The sequence below is a fragment of the Exiguobacterium sp. s161 genome (assembly GCF_018619045.1).
Lineage (GTDB): Bacteria > Bacillota > Bacilli > Exiguobacteriales > Exiguobacteriaceae > Exiguobacterium_A > Exiguobacterium_A indicum.
This window is the reverse complement of sequence record NZ_JACSNH010000001.1, coordinates 514,911-535,199: the sequence shown is the minus strand read 5'-3', so window position 1 is coordinate 535,199 and position 20,289 is coordinate 514,911. Positions and strand designations below refer to the sequence as shown.

Below are 20,289 nucleotides of genomic sequence, written 5' to 3'. Positions count from 1 at the left end.
TGCGTTCTTCCTTTACCCTCTTATCGTTCGAAGTGTTTACTTCGCTTCAGGAGAGCACCTTTTCCCTCATTAATATGTGAATTAATGTAGGACGGTTGCCGGGTTTCTTCGGGCCTTGTTCCCTCCACCTGCTCAGAATAAGAGTATCCGTTACGAATTACATGATATAAAGTTGTAACTACTCTGTCAAGCAAGGTTTCAAATTCTAGTCGAAACTTTTTGAAAGAGATGTTAAACTGTTAATGCTGAAAGCGTTTCCAGATAAATAGAAATCAGCACTAGAAAATGATTGCTCTCCCTTTAGTATGTCATATATAATAAATGTGTCATACTAAATGCAGTGAGCCAAAACCAACGTAGGGGAAAGGTGGGGTCAGGATGCCGATGACGGTCCTGAATATCGAAGAACTACTCAAGAAAGAGCATGTGTTCAAACAACTATCTGTTGCTGAACTTGTCGAACATGCGATTCGAAACGAAGAAGGTGTCCTTGCTGAGAACGGCGCATTATCTGTAGAAACGGGGAAATTTACAGGTCGTTCACCAAAAGATAAGTTCATCGTCCGTGATTCTTCCTGCGAGTCTCACATTGATTGGGGTCATGTCAACCAACCAATGGATGGAGACAAATTTGAACAATTGTTGCAAAAGGTTCTTCGTTACATGAACGAAGCTGACCATCTCTATTACACAGAAGCTGCTGCTGGAGCAGATACGCACTTCACCCTTCCGGTCCGTGTGCTCACACAATATGCTTGGCATAACCTGTTTGCCAAACAACTCTTTTTACGCGAGTATCCTGAAGTGGCTGCCTTCGAACCGTTCACGGTCGTCTACGCGCCACATTTCAAAGCAGATCCTGCCGTTGACGGAACGAACTCCGAGACGTTCATCGCGATGTCGTTCGAACACCGAATCGTCTTGATCGGTGGAACGGAATACGCTGGAGAAATCAAAAAGTCGATCTTTTCCGTCATGAACTACCTCTTGCCACAAGAAAACGTCCTTTCGATGCACTGCTCGGCAAACGTCGGACACGAAGGCGACGTCGCCTTGTTTTTCGGTCTATCTGGTACTGGTAAGACCACCCTTTCAGCCGATGATAGCCGTCAATTGATCGGTGACGATGAGCATGGTTGGTCGCACGATGGTGTCTTCAACATCGAAGGGGGATGTTATGCGAAGACGGTCAATCTATCGCGTGAAAAAGAACCACAAATCTTTGACGCGATCCGTTTCGGAACCGTCCTTGAGAACGTCGTACTCGACGAAGCCCGTCATCCTGATTACGATGATACATCGTTGACGGAAAATACGCGTGCTGCTTATCCGATTACGGCAATCGATAACATCGCTGTTCCGTCACGCGCTGGTCATCCGAAGACGATTGTCTTCTTGACAGCTGATGCGTACGGTGTCTTGCCTCCGATCAGCAAATTGACGAAAGAACAAGCGATGTATCACTTCCTATCAGGATATACATCAAAACTCGCTGGGACAGAACGTGGGGTCACGGAACCGGAAGCAACGTTCTCGACATGCTTTGGTTCACCATTCCTTCCACTGATGCCTGAAAAATATGCGACGATGCTCGGCGAATTGATCGATCGTCATGGTGTTACCGTTTATCTCGTCAACACGGGCTGGACAGGCGGTGCTTACGGAACAGGTAGCCGCATGAAGCTATCCTATACACGGACGATGGTCAACGCTGCCGTTAACGGCACACTTGCAACGATTCCAACAGAAGAACACCCGATCTTTGGACTTCATATGCCGCTTGAAGTTCCTGGTGTTCCAAGTGAGTTACTCAACCCGGTACGCGTCTGGTCGAATCCGGACGAATACGACACACAAGCGCGTTCGCTTGCTGAGAAATTCCAGAACAATTTCCTCCGTTTCGAGAGTGCGACGGATGCGATCAAGTCAGCTGGTCCACGCCTATAAAGTAGCGTTTTCTGACTTTCATCAAAAAGAGAGACACTGAATTTACATCATTTCACTAAAAAATCTGAGTCCGATCTTCACGGACTCAGATTTTTTAGTTACTCCTTAATCCTTAGAAATTCTTCCTATTAGGCGATTCGAGACGAATAAAAACGTGTAATCCTACTCAGTTAAGAGAATGATTACACGTCGTCTTATGTCTAGAAAAAAAGTCTTCAAACTCTTTTTTAGTTATATGATCGAGTCTGACTCTTCTTGAATATGTTTTTCTCGCTGCATGAGCCACTCTTGACTTTCCGTCAGTAAGGCATATGCTCGCGGAAGTGATACATTTAAACGCTGACTCAGCAGTTCAAACTGATCAAAATCACCTCGATCTGCACTAATCGCAAGCACTAAACAATCCCGAAACGGATGATCCTTTCCTTGTAGAACAATCTTCAGAGAATCTTCGAGTGGCAATTGATCGATGATATCGTCAATATCAACAGATAATAACGCATCGATGTGCGATAACAAGCCAATCATGTAAGCACTCTCCGGTTGTAGTGTTCGTGTTTCGGTAGCAAAGAGTTCACAGAGCTTCGCACAGTGTAAAGAGGACCGTAATAACTCATTTGACCACTCATAAGGACTAGCAAGCTTCATCTCACGTAAAACAATCAACGAAATCCAACTTTTGAGTTGCGAAAAGCCAAGCAGTGAAATCGCTTGACGAACGGAACTGACGGTATTGCGTAAACCCATTCCTGGAGAATTGATCAGCTGTAACACTTGAATACTAATATAGGGATTCGCTTCAATCTCATCAACGACCTCATCGTACTTTTCATCCGTATCAAGCCATTTCAGCATTTTTAACAAAACCGGTAGTTGCGGTGGGACCGCCTTTCCTTTCATCAACATCGGTTTAGCATAAAAATATCCCTGAAACCAGTCATATCCCATGTCAAGACAACGTGTATGATCTTCGTGCGTTTCGACACGCTCGGCAAGCATTCGGATATGAGGATAATTGCGACGGACAATATGGAGGATAGCACTTTGCTCACGAGGGGAAATCGCCTCGATGTCGATTTTAATTAAATCGATCAACTCAAACAATTCCGCTCCATGCTGTCGAAGTAAATCCGTCACAAAATCATCGAGTGCTAACGTAAAGCCCGCGTCTTTCCAACTATGTAGAACAGACAGCATCTCTGTATCGATTTCAACTGTTTCTAGAATTTCAATGACGAATTGGCTTGGATCCAAATAATGAATCAAGTCACTTTTCAACAGCTCTGCCGTGAAATTAACAAATAGCTTCTTGCCTTCTGCTACATGATCTACTCCCATATGAACAAGTGTATTCGTCAAAACATCCATCGTCGCTAAATCACCATCAAACACACTGATTTGTTCAATCGAACGATACAATAGTTCAAATGCATCAATCGAACCTACTCGATTAACGATGGGTTGACGTGCTAATAAGATATCCATCGTTCTCATGCCCCCTCTATTCTTCTCAGATGTCATCTATTATATCAAAGTTTACTTTTTAGGAGATTATTGTTTTTTACAACATATCAATGTTCTTATTTTTTAATTCTATGCCATTTTCCGTAACACAAAAAAACAGCACGACATCGGTCGTACTGCTTGAACTATCATCTTTCATCTGAATTCCATACACCAGTCTCAAACCAATTCAACACATTCCGCGTCACACGCAACTTGTCATGAATCGGAAATTGATGCGCGTAGGCGTAAGTCTGAAGCGTCGTTTTTTCGGAATGACGTGCGGCATAAGCCGTCGCGTGGCGTAAACGAACGTTCTCATCATACGCACCGTGAATCAATAACACTTCACCTTGAGGTTCGACATGGAGCGGCGAGCGAACCGCGTATTCATCAGGAACCGTATCTGGTGTACCTCCCGTGTATCGCCGCAGCATCTTTTGCATCGTCTTCTGCTCTTCATACGTCCACGTCAACTCCGTCACCCCTGCCCAGGAAACCGTTCGAGCGACTGGACGGTGATGCGCAAGGAGCAGTGCCATCTGTCCACCACGTGAAAATCCAAATGCGTGAACATGCGAGACACGTTGCTGTAACCAGTCAAAGGCGCTGCAGGCGTCTTCGATATCGTGATGTCCAAAGTCTTCTTTTCCCGTGCCGCCTAGATTCCCTCGATAGAAAGGTGCCATGACAAAAAAGCCTGCCTGTGCGAACGCGAGCAATCGAGTCGGTCGGACCATTCCGATCGAACGCGTTCCACCACGCAAGTAGAGAATTCCCTGACCGTTCGCGACTTGCGGGAGTACGATATAGGCACCGACCCGTTCTCCGTCCGCTGTGGTATAAAACATCCGAAACGTCCGAAACGGACCTTGCCGCGGAAGTTCAAACCAATCGGCGTTCGCTAAGTACACGGAGCGTCTCCGGAAGGACACGGTCCTTCATCATGAAACTGTATTGTCGATTCGTATCGAGACGTTCAGGGAGTTCCTCGAATAGAAAAGCACCGTCCGTTTCATCCACGGCAAGATGAGACGACAATGATCCGATTTGCGCGAAGTAGATGTTTTTGATGATCGTATCGCCTTTTCCGGCAACTCGATACTGCCCGACATATGAGAGGGAATCGATTTCCCCACCTGTCTCTTCCATCACTTCACGACGTGCAGCTTCTTCCGCCGTTTCCCCTGGTTCAACCTTTCCACCAGGAAATTCATAACCACGTTGCTTATGATGGGTCAGCAACCATTTTCCTTCGTACACGGCAATGACCCATACGTGTAAGGGACGATCCGAGAACGGATGGTCATCAAAACTTAACTCCACTTGATTTTGATAATAATCCAAGAATGTAATCACGTACGTGCACCTCATTTCTTCTTCTAACTTCACTTTACCTGTTTCACGGGTATTCTAAAAGTGAAAACGCTAGGATTACCTGTAAATCTGGAAAATGATAGCCTACTATCATCCGCTAAAGACAAAAAAACAGCCGATGTTCCACTAGGGAACGATCGACTGTCATTCATATTACTTCAAACGTGCTTCGAGTTCTGCTTTTTCTGCTTCGAATCCTGGTTTCCCAAGAAGAGCGAACATGTTTTTCTTGTACGCTTCGACGCCGGGCTGATCAAATGGGTTCACTCCGAGGAGGTAACCACTCATCGCACAAGCTTTTTCGAAGAAGTAGAACAGGAATCCGAGGTGATACGGTGTCATCTCTGGAAGTTCGACTGTCAAGTTCGGTACTTGTCCGTCCGTGTGCGCAAGCAACGTACCTTCTGCTGCTTTATCGTTGACGAATTGAATCGACTTCCCTGCAAGGAAGTTCAATCCATCGAGATCCTGAGCATCTTCTTCGATCGTCAATGCATGACGTGCTTGACCGACTTTGATGACTGTCTCGAACAGGTCACGACGACCTTCTTGGACGTATTGTCCCATCGAGTGGAGATCCGTCGAGAAGTCGACTGCTGCTGGGAAGATCCCTTTGAAGTCTTTTCCTTCTGACTCGCCGTATAATTGTTTCCACCACTCTGACACATAATGAAGTGCTGGTTCGTAGTTGACGAGAAGCTCGATCGTCTTCCCTTTCGCATAGAGCGCATTTCGAACGACCGCGTATTGATACGCTTCGTTGTCAGCTAGGTTTTCGCTCGCGTAGCGCTCTTGCGCGTCACGGGCACCTTGCATCAACTCTTCGATTGAAATACCAGCTGCTGCGATCGGTAATAGACCAACCGGTGTCAACACAGAGAAACGACCGCCGACATCATCCGGAATGACGAATGTCTCGTATCCTTCAGAGTCTGCGAGTGTTTTTAATGCACCACGCGCTTTATCCGTCGTTGCATAAATCCGGTGTTTGGCTTCTGCTTTACCGTATTTCTCTTCCATGAACGATTTCAAGAGACGGAACGAAATTGCTGGTTCTGTCGTCGTACCCGATTTCGAGATGATATTGACCGATACATCTTTTCCGTCGAGGACTTCGAATAAATCGTGCAGATACGTCGATGAGATATTATGACCTGCATAGATGATTTGTGGTGCTTTGCGATCTTCTCTTGATAACAAGTTATGGAATGAGTGTCCGAGCATCTCGATCGCAGCGCGCGCTCCGAGATACGAACCGCCGATTCCGACGACTAACAACACATCAGAATCCGACTTGATTTTTTCTGCAGACGCTTGAATGCGTGCAAACTCCGCTTGATCGTAGTTCGTCGGAAGATCCACCCATCCTAAGAAATCACTTCCTGCGCCTGTTCCTGCATGAATCGCATGGTGAAGCGTCTTTACCGTTTCCGCCATATGATCTACTTCATGTTGACCTACGAATTGTAGGGCTTTCGAATAATCAAAACGTACTGTTGACATGCCATCGTCCTCCTTATTCATTCGCAACAAAATGCGACCTTCCTTTTCATTAAAACGCAAGAAGGAAGGTCGTTCAAGTCTTTTGTGAAATGAGTAGCAAATGTTACAGATTGTTATAGGGCAGCTGTCACGATTTGACGAACGTCTTCGTTTCCAAGTGATTTGAAGTTTCCGAAGTCGCCGCGTGTCATTGCTGACTTGACGATTGCGTCAACTGTATCTTCTTTGATGTCGTAATCAGCGAGACGATTCGGTGCACCGAGTGATGTCCAGAAAGCACTGATTGCGTCGATTGTCGCGTGTGCTGCTTCCATCTCTGATTTACCTTCCGTATCAACGTTAAAGACGTTCTCACCGAGTGTGACGAAACGATGTGCGTTTGATTCGTCGAGTACGTGGCGCATCCAGTTCGGGAAGAGGATCGCAAGTCCACCTGCGTGCGGAATATCGTGAACAGCTGAAACCGCGTGTTCGATGTTGTGTGATGCCCAGTCGCCGCGTGCGCCCATTTGAAGGACACCGTTGAGCGCCATCGTACCAGCGAAGAGAATCGTGGCACGAAGTTCAACGTTCTCGAGATCGTTGACGAGTTTTGGTGCTGCTTCGACGACTGCTTTCATGACACCTTCTGTCATCCGTTCTTGGACCGGTGCATGCGCAGGGTGGAAGTATTGCTCGAGGCAGTGGCTCATCATATCGACGATACCGTAGATTGTTTGATCTTTTGGCACACTGACTGTGTACTTCGGATCAAGGATTGAGAATGTTGGGAACGTAAGCGGGCTACCCCAACCGTACTTCTCTTGTGTCTTCCAGTTCGTGATGACGGATCCTGAGTTCATCTCAGAACCTGTTGCTGCAAGCGTCAAGACTGTTCCGAATGGGATGACTGTCTCTGGTGTTGCTTTGCCGATGACGAGATCCCATGCTTCGCCTTCATAAGGAATACCAGCAGCGATCAATTTCGTGCAGTCGATGACAGAACCGCCACCAAGTGCAAGCAATGCGTCAACGCCTGCTTCACGTGCGATTTTGATACCGCGCTCTGCTGTCTCGATGCGCGGGTTCGGTTCGACACCGTCGCATTCGACGTACTCGATACCTGCCGCGTTGAGTTCACGTGTGACATCATCATAGACGCCGTTCCGTTTAATACTGCCGCCACCGAAGACGAGCATGACTTTCTTTGCACCGAGTGCTTCGAGTTGTGGTTTCAGTTGGCTGACTTGACCGTCACCAAAAATAAGTCTTGTTGGATTGCGATATTCAAAGTTTTCCATCTGTGCTGCCTCCTCAATAAGTAATGAACACCTTTCATTATCCACACATTCCCCTTTCGCATCTAATTTAATGCTTATTCTATGTAAAAATCGCATAAAAAAAGAGAACCGACCGATGTCGATTCTCTCATGTGGCTTATTTTTGGAAGTTTGATTTTTCAATCCATTCTTCCAATTTACCTTTAAGAACGTTGAATCCAGGTGCTTCTTCTTGTTTGAAAGCAGGACCTGCATCGCGACGTCCAGCGTTTTTGCGTGGACCTTTCGCGCGTGCTTCACGTTTTGGAGCTTCCTGAGTTGCTTTGATCGAAAGCTTCATTTTTTTGTTAGCTTCGTCGATGTCGAGAACTTTAACAGTTACTTCATCGCCAACTTTTACGTAATCGTTGATGTCTTTTACGTAATCGTGTGAGATTTCTGAGATGTGGACGAGACCTTGTGTTTGCTCGTCAAGTGCTACGAAAGCACCGAAGTTTTGAATACCAGTTACTTTACCAGTAACGACTTGGTCTTTTTCAAAGTTTGCCATAATGTATACACTCCCTAACTAAATTCATCAACTTATAATAACACACTTTTCTTGTATCGTAAAAAATATTTTTGGAATTTGTTTATTTTTTATTTCACAAGGGAACATTTTAGTAGCAAGACTTCAAGTATTCCCCCTGATTCTGCCGAACTTTCCGAGTTCGGCCCTTTTTTTGTTCTTTTGCTCAATTGACCTAAGTGACAAAGAAAAGTAATGCTTGAAACGAGAAAGACGAAAAACAGATAAGACTATAAAAAAACGGACAGTCTCGGTCTGCTCGCTTTCCGCGGACAAGCCCTCATGCCGCTTTAGATGCGTCGCATCTTCCAGGGTCATGATGACTTGTTTTTCCGCAGGAGTCGAGCAGAACCTCGCCTGTCCTAGCGTAAAGGAAATATAGAGTAGAAGCAATCATCAATTGATCTATTTATTACTCACAGATCGTCGAATCCATTCGCATCCGTTACTTTCGCATACGAACGTGATTTTTGTTCGAAGAAGTCCGATTTTGTCGCGTTCATCGAATCATCCGAATACGCACGAATCCATGGCATGACATCTTCGTCGTGCCCTTCATAAAGATCCGACAAACCGATGACGCGAAGACGTTTGTTTGCGAGATATTTAACGTAATCACGCATTTCACTGACATCAAGACCGTCTAGATCACGCAAGACATACTCACTCCACTCGATTTCAAGATCAACGGCACGTTTGAACGTGTCATAGACGAATTGTGTGAAGGAGCCATCGGCATCAATTTCCGGATGCTCCGACAAGACAGCACGTAACAATTGACTGATGAAGTACGAGTGTTGCAATTCATCCCGTTGAATGTAGCTGATCATCGTCGATGTCCCGACCATTTTTTGGTGACGCGCTAAGTTATAGAAGAAGGCAAAGCCTGAATAGAAGTTGATTCCTTCAAGAACAATCGAAGCAACGAGCGATTTCGCGAAGTTTTCTGGAGTCCGGTCATTTTGGAAATCTTCGTATAAATCAAGAATGAATGCATTACGCTTCATGACCATGTCATCGTCTTTCGCGATATCAAAAATCCGGTTTTGTTCAGCCAATGGAACTAAGCTGGATAAGACGTAGCTGTACGATTGATTATGAACGACTTCCTGTTGCGCAACGATCGCAAGAATCGCGTGAACGGACGAATCCGATGTGAACATTGCCGATTCCAAGATATAGCGTGTCTGAACCGAGTCAAGGATCGAGAGTAGCCCGATGATTCGTTTGAAGGCATCCTGTTCCCGTTCGCTTAGTTGATTCCACTGTTGCATGTCCTTCGACATTGAAATCTCATCTGGAATCCAGAAGTTCGATAATAGTTGTTTGTAGATCGAATAAAACTGTGGATAGGCAATATCGTTCCAATTGACAATGGCACTCGTTTCGCCACCGATGATTGCTGTCGCGCGATTCGGATGACGTGCATCAAGCAGTTTGATTTTTTGTAGCTGTTCCATGTGCTTCGACTCCTTCTTGCTGTAATTGAAGAATGGTCCGTTTCGTCCATTCCTTTACGAGATGTGGGCGATTGCGTGGTGACTGCTCGATTTTCAATAGTTCGCCGGCAAGCGGCACCCCGAATTTCGAGAGATGATACGCCATTTCATCAACGGCGCGACAATATTTGACGAACATCTTGTCCCCTGTTCCAAAAACCGCTGCCTGCGGAATCGCATGCGAACTCTGCTTCAGAACGGTTCTAAGACAATCGCGCATATCGTCGGGTAATTGCCCATCTCCCCACGTATACGAACCAAAATAGACGATATCATAAGGCATTAACTGATACGTCGTCACTTCGTCCGCAAACAACATCGTCGGCTCGATTCCCATCTCAGAACACGTCTTCGCGACGAGTTCTGCCACCTCCTCCGTGTTTCCACTCAATGACGCATATACGATTGCTGCCTTCATGATATCGTCCTCCTTATCTTATGATGAACACGATTCACATTCGTCGATCTCAACCGTCGTCGAACGCGTGTAGTAGATCGTCTTCATCCCGAGTTGCCATGCTTCCATGTGCATCTCGAGTAATTCTTTCGCCTTGACGTTATTTTTCACGTACAGATTGAAACTGATCGCTTGGTCGATGTGACGCTGACGCGAAGCATTTTGACGAATGCTCCATAGCTGGTCAATCTCAAACGCTGATTTATAGAACCAGTTCGTTTCCGGTGTTAAATCTGGAACAGTGACTGGAATCTTATAGTTTTTCTTCTCTTCCGAGTAGACTTTTTTGTAGATTGGATCAATCGATGCCGTACTACCCGCAATGATTGCCGTCGATGAGTTCGGTGCGACTGCCATCAAGTAAGCATTACGCATTCCGTACGCCGTGATGTCGGCTTGGAGACGATCCCAATCGAGTTCATCCGTCGTTTTATAGTGGCGACGTTTGATGTACTCTCCTGTTTGCCATTCTGAACCTTCGAAGAGACGGTACGCGCCCTTCTCTTTCGCAAGTTGCATCGACGCATCAATCGTCAAATAAGCGATTTTTTCGTAGAGACGGTCTGCGTATTGTACCGCTTCGACCGATTCCCAACGGATGCCTTCGAGTGCAAGCAGATGATGCCAACCGAACGTCCCAAGACCAACGGCACGGTATTTTTGATTCGTCAATTGTGCTTGCGGGACATCGATCGTATTCAAGTCGATGACGTTATCAAGCATCCGCATTTGAATCGGAATCAATCGCTCTAAGACGTCAGAACGAACTGCACGTGCAAGTGCGATCGATGACAAGTTACAGACCACGAAGTCCCCTGGTGTCTTCGTGACGATGATTTTACCGTCTTCCGTGTACTCTTCCGTCACGGTCGTCGGACTCATGTTCTGCATGATTTCCGAGCAAAGGTTTGACGAGTAGATCATCCCTGCATGTTTATTCGGGTTCGCACGGTTAACGGCGTCACGGAAGAACATGTATGGCGTACCTGTCTCGAGTTGCGAGCGCATGTAGCGTTTGACGAGATCGATTGCCGGAACTGTTTTTTTGCTGAGACGCGGTTCGTTGACACACGCTTCGTATCGTTCTGTGAAGCTGCCCCCTTGTTCCGTCTCATCGAAGTAATCTTCAAGGCTGAAGCCCATAACGGTACGAATTTCATGTGGGTCAAACAAATGCCAGTCTTCTCGTGCTTCGACGGCACGCATGAAACGGTCCGGTAAGTTAACACCTGTGAACAAGTCGTGTGTCCGAAGTCGCTCATCCCCATTGTTGAGCTTCGCGTCCAGGAATTCGAGGATATCTTTGTGCCAGATATCAAGGTACACCGCGATCGATCCTTGGCGCATACCGAGCTGATCGACGCTGACTGCCGTGTTGTTCAATTGTTTCATCCACGGGATGACACCGCTTGAGACACCTTTGAATCCTTTGATGTCTGATCCGCGTGAGCGAATCTTACCCATGTAAACGCCGATTCCGCCGCCACCTTTAGAAAGTGTCGCCACGTCCGTGTTCGAGTCGTAGATGCCGCGTAGCGAATCATCGACTGTATCGATGAAACATGAAGAAAGTTGACCGTAAGACTTACCAGCGTTCGAAAGCGTCGGAGTCGCAACTGTCATGTAGAGGTTCGACAATGCCCAGTAAGCTTCTTTGACGAGTTCTAAACGACGTTCCTTCGGTTCGTTCTGCATCAGTGTCATCGCGATGACCATGAATCGTTCTTGTGGTAGCTCGTACAAGTTTTTGACGTGATCACGTGCGAGGTACCGGTCTGCCAGTGTTCGAAGACCAATGTATGTGAACAAGTGGTCGCGGGATGGATCGATCGTTGCCGACAGTTCGTTGATGTCTTCCTTCGAATACGTATCTAGTAAATGTTTCGTAAAGATGCCGATTTCTGTCAGTTTTTCAATCAACGTATACAGCGAACCATACCGTTCTTCTGCTGCATATCCGCGATTTTCACCTGCTTCAAGGTATAACCGATTTAAGTAAGTCGCTGTCGCTACGAATGTCCAGTTCGGCTCTTCTGCCTTTAACATATCGAGTGCGTGCATCGTTAACAGTTCATAGACTTGATCGGCTTGTAGGGATTTTCCTTCAAGCGCTCGGATGGCACGTTCAGTATAGCGGTCGATATCAAGCTCCGGATACGTTTCCGTTGCTTGTCTAATCACGACATATACGTCTTCTATTGTCATTGCACCTTTAAAGATGCGTGCTGTATTCAGTGGAGATGCCACTATGAACCACTCCCATTCTCTATCGTTAAACAGGTTCGCATTAGACGATGAAATACGCTAAACTAAAAAAAGACGTCCTACATATAGAAGGAACTCTACAACTCTCACTCTATATATAGACGTTTTTAGCGTTTTTAAACCTGTTAATCTACAAGATATAGGTTATCACTGAAATTCAAAAAAATAACCCCTTGCTTTGAAATTCAGGTCAAACAATTTGAAAAAGGCATCATGACGCCTTTTGAGATATATTGAGATAGCGAGTAAAATGCATTATAAGGTCAAGTGAACCGTTAAAACAAAGATGGTCCATTTCTCCTACTAGAAGAAAAATATTCTCTTCGAATTTTCTGATATACTGAACGTATCGATCTTCCGTCTATCAGGAAGAAGGATTCCATCCATCTATCACGAAAAGACGGCATATACGTATGTACGTTGAAAGGAGCTTACCTCATGCAAGTCGATTACACACCAAATCCGAATTCCGTCAAAATCACGCTCGAAGAACAGCGCTTCGGTGCTAAAAGTACGAGTGTCAAAAAAGAAGATACACCTGAAGATGCGTTGCTCGCATCATTGATTGCCCTTGATGGCATCGACAATCTGTTCGCGTACGGCGACTTCGTGACGGTTACGAAAGAACCAGAAGCAGAATGGAACGAACTGCTACCACGCATTGAAGCAAACATGTAAAAAAACAAGAAGACACCTGTTCCTGGACAGGTGTCTTTGTTCAAGGAGCGATCACTGATGCCAACCGTATCCATCATCATTCCGACGTACAATCGTCCTCGTGAATTAGCAGAAGCGCTAGAAGCATTGACGCGTCAACACTATCAAGACTTCGAAGTCATCGTCATAAACAATAATGGAGACGATGTCTCAGCAGTGACGGCTGCGTATCAGGACCGTCTTCAACTGACCTATGTCGCGTTACCTGAAAACCATCATGTTCGTGCTCGAAATCATGGTATCACGCTCGCTTCCGGTCGGTATATCTTACTTCATGACGACGACGACCTCTTATTACCGAGTCACCTCGAAGAAGCGGTCGGCGATCTCGAAGCTGGTGCTGATCTCACCTATACGGACGCGGAGCTCTTTACGTATCGCTGGGAAGGCGATCACCGGATCGCACTTGATTCTGAGCCGTTCGCATATCCGTACGATTCGGAGACGATTCGAGAAGACTCGACATATATTCCGTCCGGGTCGCTCTACCGTAAATCGCTCCACGATCAACTTGGTCTGTTTGACGAAGACGTCTTCAATTACTGGGACTGGGACTGGATTTTACGCGTCGGCAAGGATCATTTAATACTGCACCCGGCGCGCGCGACCGTATTATACGCTTTCAATCCGTCGGGTAATCATGAATCCGCCCGTCAGGATGCAGCGCGACGCGTCTTTTTTGAACGCCTCGTTGAAAAACACCAACTTCCGACAACTGAAATGAAGAACTTCCATATCGTCCAGGCTGAGCGACGCGAACGATTGCGCCAGACCCGTCGTACCTTCAACGGTCAATTGACAGAAAGTGAGTGATCCCATGTACACCGAAAAACAACTCGAATTATTAGCATTATTAACACAAAATGGTCCGATGGACGTGAACTTGCTCGCGCAAATGCTTGACTGGGAAGCGTCAGAAGTAGCCGCTTCGATCGAGACATTCAAACGCGACGGTGTCCTACTCGGTTACACCGCTGTCATCGACTGGCAAAAGATTCATGCCCATCATGGCGTGACGGCTTTCATCGATGTCAAAGTCACACCGAAACGTGGACGCGGTTTTGACGAGGTAGCGGAGCGGATCCATCGTTTCCCGGAAGTGACGTCCCTCTATTTGATGTCAGGCGCATATGACTTACAAGTCGTCCTTGATGGCAAATCGCTACAAGAAGTCTCTCAATTCGTCTCGGAAAAATTATCGACGCTCGACTCCGTCATCTCGACGACGACCCATTTCCGCTTGAAGACCTACAAGCACGATGGTGTCCTCTTCAGTCAGGATGATGACGACAAACGATTGAAGGTGTCTCCATGAAGTCTCTATCTGAACGTGTCGAACAGCTAGCCCCATCCGGAATCCGTCGTTTCTTTGATTTAGCAGGATCGATGGAAGATGTCATCTCCCTTGGTGTCGGTGAACCTGATTTCGTCACGCCATGGAATGTTCGAGAAGCGAGCTTCGCAGCACTCGAACAAGGCTATACAGCGTATAGTGCCAACGCCGGTTTACTCGAGTTACGTCAGGAAATCGCGCTCTACATGCAAGAAAAGTTCGCCATCTCCTATTCGACGACGGAAGAAATCATCGTCACGACTGGAGCCTCAGAAGGACTTGATCTCGCCTTTCGTAGTTTGATCAATCCAGGAGATGAAGTCATCGTTGTTGAACCGGCATTCGTCTCGTATGCCCCTTTAATTGAACTTGCTGGAGGCATTCCCGTCGCTGCTGCGTGTCACGCAGAAGATGGTTTTGCGATTCAACCGGAAACGATCGAACAGTTGCTGACAGATAAGACGAAAGCAATCATTTTCTGTTTCCCATCGAATCCGACAGGCTCAACGATGTCGCGCGATCAATTAGCGGACCTAGCGTTACTCGTCCAAAAGCATGATCTATATGTCATCAGTGACGAAATCTACGCCGAACTGTCCTACGAAACGGAAGCGATCTGCTTTGCGACCCTTCCCGGAATGCGGGAGCGGACGATCATCATCAACGGCTTCTCGAAAGCCTTCGCGATGACAGGCTGGCGGCTTGGCTTCACTTGTGCCCCACCAGTAATCACGCAATCGATGCTGAAGGTCCATCAATACGGGATGATGTGTGCTCCGACGCTCGTTCAGTTTGCAGGAATCGAAGCACTTCGTTCTCGTCATAAGACAGTTCCTGATATGGTGACGAGTTATCGTCAACGCCGGAACTACTTCGTTAAGGCGTTAAACGCTGCGGGTCTTCCGACACACTTACCAGGTGGCGCCTTCTATGCCTTTCCGTACATCGGTCACACCGGACTGACGAGTGAACAGTTTGCTGAGCAACTGCTACTCGCTGAGCGCGTCGCCGTCGTTCCAGGATCCGTTTTCGGAGCAAGCGGTGAAGGTTATGTCCGCGCAAGTTACGCGAGTTCGATGGAACAACTCCAAGAAGCGATCGCTCGGATTCAGCGCTTCATGAAAAAATGGCAGACTCAAGATGAGGCAGCATCGTCTCATTCACATTAAAAAAATGATCCGCCTTGCTCCGAAGAGTAGGCGGATCATTTTTTAGTCTACATAAAGAACGAGGAACATCCGATGATCGTCTTCTGCGTGATACGGCGAAATCGGACCGAGTTGTGGCGCAAAGACTTCCAACCGATACGGTGAATCCTTGAAGTCAAGCGGTGTCCGCTCTTTGATCAAGCGTCCCATTTCGTCCGCTAGTTCTTTCACTTCAACCAAACTACGTGAACGTTCCATCGGTGCTTCGAAGACGAATGCCTCGATTCCCTCAATCGACGCACATCGGAGGAAACGCCGGAGTGACGGCAATGCTGCTTCCATGTTGTCCTCGATCGTTTGACTCTCCTCGTACACAGGGGCTCCCCAGAGGCGCGCCTCACTTCCTGTCGCACTCCGGAAATGATCAATCGTCTCTTCCGTGATGGGATCACGCGTCAACGCGAAGCGTGTTTTATCCCGCTTCAGATTCTTTTCATTCGTCCGGTCGATTTCTGTCAGCAAATCCAGTTGAAGTGGTCGTGCTAATCGAAACAGTTCGCGTTGCAGACGTGCTAAGGAATGACCAATCGGAACAATCGTATCTTTCGCTTTCGGCGGTTTATCGCCTTCGTACCCGTTCATGACACGTGCGATTTGTCCGGCCTCATGCACGAGTCGATAAAACGAACCGTCCTGATCATCGTTTGCTGTCCCGAGTGTCTCGTGCTGTGCTGCAAGATCCGTCACGTATTGATTCGCAAGACAGGTTGAGATCATCAAGACATCGACAAGCTCAAAGCGAAGGGCTTCTAAATCATTTTGTTCCAGTGCTTCACCGACTTCGCCGACCTCTTCCGTCAGGCGTGCGAGACCCGATAGCGGTCGAAAATAACCGCCGAGTGAGCGGATTGTCGCATCAACCTTTTGTTGCAGTGTCTTCATCTGTTCCATCTGTCTGACCCTCCACGATTGCTTGGCGTACGTGCATTTCTGTCTCTTGTTTGACGCGTTGCGTAAACGCCTGATTTTTCTTCCATTCCCGGATTCCGACAGATGTCGCAGCAATCAACGCAGCAATTAGTCCGATTTCTCTTTTACGCATCGAGATCTCCTCCTTTTGAATGACTCGTAATCTACCTAAACATGATATGATGATATCAATAAATTCTACATAATCCAGTAAGAGGTGTTGCTTGTGTCGACTGAACGTCTTTGGCAAATGGCCCGGTTCCTGACGGTGATCTTCGCCTTCTTAATTGGTGGATGGTTACTCATCCGCCTTTCGTCCATCTTATATCCATTCGTCTTTGCGTTTCTGCTTGCCCTTTTCAGCCGACCGCTCGTCGATTTCTTCCAAAAGCGGTTACGGATCAATCGTGGATGGGGTGCGTTGCTATCGATCATTTTAATCAGTGGCTTATTAGTTGGTTCACTCGCCTTGATCATCATGCAGTTGATTCGCGGTCTTGTGTTCGTCGCCAATCAATTACCGGCGCAAATCCAAGAGTTGAGCCTGTATTTTCAAAAACTATACAATGAAAAACTGGCACCGATTTGGAACGATGCTTCGGAAGCCTTACGCTCACTGGAACCATCGCAACAAAATACGGTTCAAAACAGTATCCAATCCCTCGGTAGTTCACTTGCGAGTGCGATTGGTGAAGGATCAAAAAGTATCGCCATGATGCTACAGACGGTCCTTGCGACGTTGCCATCGATTGCATTGATTTTCGTCATCGTCCTACTCGCTTGGTTCTTCATCGCAAAAGATTGGCACCAATACGAGATGCGATTGAAACGTTATGAGATGCTTCCTTGGTTCGCTCGTTTCGAGTCGGTCTTCTTGAGTTTACGCTCCGCCCTGTTCGGCTACATCAAAGCACAGTTCACCTTGATTACGATCACGTTCTTCATCGTCTTAATCGGTTTGTTCGTCATTGGTGTCGAGCATCCGTTCGCAGTCGCGTTTATCGCTGCCTTTTTCGATATCTTGCCGTATCTTGGTACTGGTTCCGTCTTCTTGCCTTGGATTGCTTACTCCTTGATTACCGGAGATACGACACTTGCGATTGGTCTCGGGATTCTATACGCGCTCGTCATTCTCCAGCGCAACATCATGGAACCGAAAATCGTCGGCGACAACATCGGGATTCAACCTATCACGGCATTGATCGCACTGTTCGTCGGGATCAAATTCTTTGGTGTCTTCGGACTGATTCTCGGACCATTGATCGCTGTTATCTTAAAAGCACTCTACAACGCCCAGATTTTCCATTATATTTGGGACTTCGTCAAAGGATCACCCACACCATTTCGGTGAGGGTGATTTTTTGGGTACAGCTGCATATAACGGATATCCTTCCGCGTCCACCGGTCGACTCGCCGGTAAGTAATCACACGGAAAACGGGCGCCCGTCGCAAGCAGACAAGCGTCGAGCCAATCATCGATCGCAACATGCGACTGACGCTGTTCCCATAACGGTGGACAATCAAAACGCTTTAGTAATTCGATTCGTTCCTCAATGCCTTCGGTCGTCTTCTTTGAAAAACGTGCCGGATGACCGGCGAGTCGCGCGAAACAGACTTCCGGATGGGCTTCAATCATCTCCGTTCGATATACACTGCGAACTTCTCTGATTTTCGGTAATAGATACCACGCTTGTTTTGAAAGTCCGATCCCCGCATGTTGTTTCGCTAAATCATTTGCTTCCATATAGCTAGAAGCTGTCAGTGCACTGAGAAACGGGGCATTAAAGACACTGCTCGTTCGCCCAGGGCGTAATTCCTGTCGCAAAAGTTGATCCGTTTCGCGTCGTCCTTCCGTTAAACCAATCGGCATATCGACCCAAATCCGGTCAGCTCTAGGAATATTTGCAAGTGTCGGTTCGACCGATCCCGTATAACGACCGTTTTCGTACATAACGACGACCCAGCCTGCCTTTGCTGCATCAATTCCGATGACGATCATTCGTCTTCTCCCGGAAAGAACGCAGTAGTGATAAGACGGTGAAGATACCGATGAACGTCGCGAGACCGAGCGATAGACGGTCGCGCGCATCCATATACCAGACGACGGAAAGAATCGTCAACAAGACACCGAGTAAATTCCAGCGTCTCATTTTTCTTGCTCGACGAACCGGTACAGACTACGTACCATGACGCCTGTCGCTCCTTTTGGACCAATCTCAGACGCTTGATTCTGTTCCGATGTTCCCGCGATATCGAGGTGCAACCAAGGTGTGTCACCGACGAATTCCCCGACGAACGCACCACCGAAGATCATATGTCCCATGCGTCCCGGTGAGTTGTTCAAGTCTGCGACTTCCGAACGGCGGACTTGTTTAATGAACGCATCGACATACGGCATTTGCCAGACCATCTCATTCGTCTCTTTCGTCACCTGTTCAAAGCGTTCGTAAAGTGACGCATCGTTCGTCAACGCACCTGTGATTTCTGTTCCAAGCGCAACAAGGACACCGCCTGTCAAAGTCGCGAGGTCGATGATCGCTTTTGGCTGATACTCTTTGACGTACGTGACCGCATCAGCAAGGACAAGCCGTCCTTCCGCATCCGTGTTCAAGACTTCAATCGTTTTTCCTGCCATCGACGTAATGACGTCATCCGGCTTAAAGGCGTCCCCGGAAATCATGTTGTCGGTTGCTGGAATGACACCGATGACGTGAACATCTGGCTTCAGTTGACCGAGTGCTTCGAATAGCCCGAGAACGGCTGCCGCTCCCCCCATGTCGCCTTTCATTCCGACGATCCCGTCTTTCGGTTTGATGGAATAACCACCTGTATCGAACGTGACGCCCTTCCCGACGACCGCGATCGGTGCTTCTGCTGATCCTTTATATTCAAGGACGATCAATTTCGGTGGAATGACGGATCCTTGGTTGACGGCAAGCAAGGCGCCCATCCCGAGTGCTTCCATCTCTTCCTTATCGATGATTCGGAGATCATGTCCGTGACGCTCCGCGATGAAACGTGCTTCGTCCGCAAGCGCTGGCGCCGTCAAAAGATTCCCGGGCATCGTTACGAGACGACGCGCTAAGTTCGTCGCTTCGCCTAAGGCTGTTCCACGAAGGACGGCTTCGTCTTCAGAAGGTAAGACCGTCAGATGTAACGTGTACGCTTTCGAAGGCGACGTCTTATAATGTTTGACCTCATATGTAGCGAGGGTGAATGTCTCAGCAATCAGCTCGACTGGTTGCCCTGGGAATGTCGTCGCATCAACTGTGACATGTTCTAAGCGACGTGCTTTAACGTGTTGTGCTGCTTTTCCGAGCAAGCGACGTAAATCGTCTTGCGAGAGTTGGTCGACTTTTCCGAGTCCAACGAACAGTACACGTGCGACGTCGCCCGCTAATGTCGGCAATAGACGCAATTCTCCGCGTTTCGTTGAAATATCACCTTGACGGACCCACGCTTCTAATTTGTCACCATATAATGCTTGTAACCGTTCATCGAGCGGTTGATTTCCAGAAATCCCGACAACAAGTACGTCTACGGATTGATTCGTTTGCATATAAAACTCCCCCTTTGACTAGTATCTATTAGTATGAAGTGTTTTCAGTCATTTTCCAACTGATAGCCTCTCGACTGACCGCAAACGCTTTCAATACTTCTGTTCGACAATTTGTCGAAATGCTCGGTTTCAAACAATTGTTGCTCGTTTCACAATATGATAGGATTATACAGGTGAAATGTTGA

At 47.3% G+C, this 20,289-nt stretch carries 20 protein-coding genes and 1 riboswitch; of the genes, 6 read left to right on the top strand and 14 right to left on the bottom strand.

The features are described 5' to 3' along the window. Positions 1–17 precede the first annotated feature (17 nt). A riboswitch (SAM riboswitch) is annotated at positions 18–144 on the bottom strand. Between the two features lie 234 nt (positions 145–378). Continuing rightward, positions 379–1,947 (top strand): phosphoenolpyruvate carboxykinase (ATP), encoded by a 1,569-nt coding sequence (gene pckA / locus KNQ14_RS02565; RefSeq protein WP_023469109.1) that lies wholly within the window; start codon positions 379–381, stop codon positions 1,945–1,947. A gap of 231 nt (positions 1,948–2,178) precedes the next feature. Here the strand turns inward: pckA and KNQ14_RS02560 are convergent, their stop codons facing one another. The 9 genes from KNQ14_RS02560 to KNQ14_RS02520 form a co-directional block, all read right to left on the bottom strand. Next, positions 2,179–3,432, bottom strand: coding sequence for an EAL and HDOD domain-containing protein (locus KNQ14_RS02560; protein WP_214859551.1), 1,254 nt, complete (start codon positions 3,430–3,432; stop codon positions 2,179–2,181). A gap of 167 nt (positions 3,433–3,599) precedes the next feature. After that, positions 3,600–4,364, bottom strand: coding sequence for an alpha/beta hydrolase family protein (locus tag KNQ14_RS02555; protein WP_214859550.1), 765 nt, complete (start codon positions 4,362–4,364; stop codon positions 3,600–3,602). Further along, positions 4,336–4,809 carry an RNA deprotection pyrophosphohydrolase gene (ytkD, locus tag KNQ14_RS02550; RefSeq protein WP_023469112.1) on the bottom strand — a complete coding sequence of 158 codons (474 nt, stop codon included), beginning with the start codon at positions 4,807–4,809 and terminating at the stop codon, positions 4,336–4,338. The genes KNQ14_RS02555 and ytkD overlap by 29 nt, the downstream gene beginning before the upstream one ends. Positions 4,810–4,980: 171 nt before the next feature. Continuing rightward, positions 4,981–6,330 (bottom strand): glucose-6-phosphate isomerase, encoded by a 1,350-nt coding sequence (locus KNQ14_RS02545; protein ID WP_214859549.1) that lies wholly within the window; start codon positions 6,328–6,330, stop codon positions 4,981–4,983. A 113-nt stretch (positions 6,331–6,443) separates the two neighbouring features. After that, on the bottom strand, positions 6,444–7,610 hold the full coding sequence (locus KNQ14_RS02540) for an iron-containing alcohol dehydrogenase (protein WP_214859548.1): 1,167 nt from the start codon (positions 7,608–7,610) through the stop codon (positions 6,444–6,446). Positions 7,611–7,746: 136 nt separating this feature from the next. Continuing rightward, positions 7,747–8,139: a S1 domain-containing post-transcriptional regulator GSP13 gene (gene yugI / locus KNQ14_RS02535; protein ID WP_012371159.1), complete on the bottom strand. Its 393-nt coding sequence runs from the start codon at positions 8,137–8,139 to the stop codon at positions 7,747–7,749. A gap of 434 nt (positions 8,140–8,573) precedes the next feature. Beyond that, positions 8,574–9,617: a ribonucleotide-diphosphate reductase subunit beta gene (locus tag KNQ14_RS02530; protein ID WP_023469115.1), complete on the bottom strand. Its 1,044-nt coding sequence runs from the start codon at positions 9,615–9,617 to the stop codon at positions 8,574–8,576. Then, positions 9,586–10,074 (bottom strand): flavodoxin domain-containing protein, encoded by a 489-nt coding sequence (locus tag KNQ14_RS02525; protein ID WP_214859547.1) that lies wholly within the window; start codon positions 10,072–10,074, stop codon positions 9,586–9,588. The genes KNQ14_RS02530 and KNQ14_RS02525 overlap by 32 nt, the downstream gene beginning before the upstream one ends. 18 nt (positions 10,075–10,092) lie before the next feature. Further along, positions 10,093–12,360, bottom strand: a complete 2,268-nt coding sequence (locus KNQ14_RS02520) for a ribonucleoside-diphosphate reductase subunit alpha (RefSeq protein WP_214859545.1) — start codon at positions 12,358–12,360, stop codon at positions 10,093–10,095. 456 nt (positions 12,361–12,816) lie between these two features. Between KNQ14_RS02520 and KNQ14_RS02515 the strand changes: the two genes are divergently transcribed. The 4 genes from KNQ14_RS02515 to KNQ14_RS02500 are packed head-to-tail and all read left to right on the top strand — an operon-like array spanning position 12,817 to position 15,597. Beyond that, complete coding sequence (locus KNQ14_RS02515) at positions 12,817–13,056, top strand: NifU N-terminal domain-containing protein (protein WP_023469118.1); 240 nt, start codon at positions 12,817–12,819, stop codon at positions 13,054–13,056. A 57-nt stretch (positions 13,057–13,113) separates the two neighbouring features. Then, positions 13,114–13,908 (top strand): glycosyltransferase family 2 protein, encoded by a 795-nt coding sequence (locus KNQ14_RS02510; protein WP_214859543.1) that lies wholly within the window; start codon positions 13,114–13,116, stop codon positions 13,906–13,908. 4 nt (positions 13,909–13,912) lie between these two features. Continuing rightward, positions 13,913–14,410, top strand: coding sequence for an Lrp/AsnC family transcriptional regulator (locus tag KNQ14_RS02505; RefSeq protein ID WP_035406085.1), 498 nt, complete (start codon positions 13,913–13,915; stop codon positions 14,408–14,410). Beyond that, positions 14,407–15,597: an aminotransferase gene (locus KNQ14_RS02500; protein WP_214859541.1), complete on the top strand. Its 1,191-nt coding sequence runs from the start codon at positions 14,407–14,409 to the stop codon at positions 15,595–15,597. The genes KNQ14_RS02505 and KNQ14_RS02500 overlap by 4 nt, the downstream gene beginning before the upstream one ends. A gap of 42 nt (positions 15,598–15,639) precedes the next feature. On the opposite strand, the gene KNQ14_RS02495 is transcribed toward KNQ14_RS02500, so the two are convergent. Continuing rightward, positions 15,640–16,527, bottom strand: coding sequence for a MazG nucleotide pyrophosphohydrolase domain-containing protein (locus tag KNQ14_RS02495; RefSeq protein ID WP_251138261.1), 888 nt, complete (start codon positions 16,525–16,527; stop codon positions 15,640–15,642). Then, positions 16,493–16,678, bottom strand: coding sequence for a hypothetical protein (locus tag KNQ14_RS02490; protein ID WP_064299469.1), 186 nt, complete (start codon positions 16,676–16,678; stop codon positions 16,493–16,495). The genes KNQ14_RS02495 and KNQ14_RS02490 overlap by 35 nt, the downstream gene beginning before the upstream one ends. 93 nt (positions 16,679–16,771) lie before the next feature. Here KNQ14_RS02490 and ytvI point away from each other — a divergent pair, with 93 nt between their 5' ends. After that, positions 16,772–17,896, top strand: a complete 1,125-nt coding sequence (gene ytvI / locus KNQ14_RS02485; protein WP_087681281.1) for a sporulation integral membrane protein YtvI — start codon at positions 16,772–16,774, stop codon at positions 17,894–17,896. Here the strand turns inward: ytvI and KNQ14_RS02480 are convergent. Genes KNQ14_RS02480 through KNQ14_RS02470 form a run of 3 tightly spaced genes read right to left on the bottom strand, consistent with a single transcriptional unit; the run spans position 17,876 to position 20,104 of the window. After that, positions 17,876–18,544 carry a DUF429 domain-containing protein gene (locus KNQ14_RS02480; protein ID WP_214859532.1) on the bottom strand — a complete coding sequence of 223 codons (669 nt, stop codon included), beginning with the start codon at positions 18,542–18,544 and terminating at the stop codon, positions 17,876–17,878. The two genes, ytvI and KNQ14_RS02480, sit on opposite strands and share 21 nt — an antisense overlap. Beyond that, complete coding sequence (locus KNQ14_RS02475; protein ID WP_214859530.1) at positions 18,525–18,695, bottom strand: hypothetical protein; 171 nt, start codon at positions 18,693–18,695, stop codon at positions 18,525–18,527. Before KNQ14_RS02475 ends, KNQ14_RS02480 begins: the two co-directional genes overlap by 20 nt. Next, entirely contained in the window at positions 18,692–20,104 is a 1,413-nt protein-coding gene (locus tag KNQ14_RS02470; RefSeq protein ID WP_214859528.1) for a leucyl aminopeptidase, read from the bottom strand. Before KNQ14_RS02470 ends, KNQ14_RS02475 begins: the two co-directional genes overlap by 4 nt. Between the last annotated feature and the right edge of the window lie 185 nt (positions 20,105–20,289).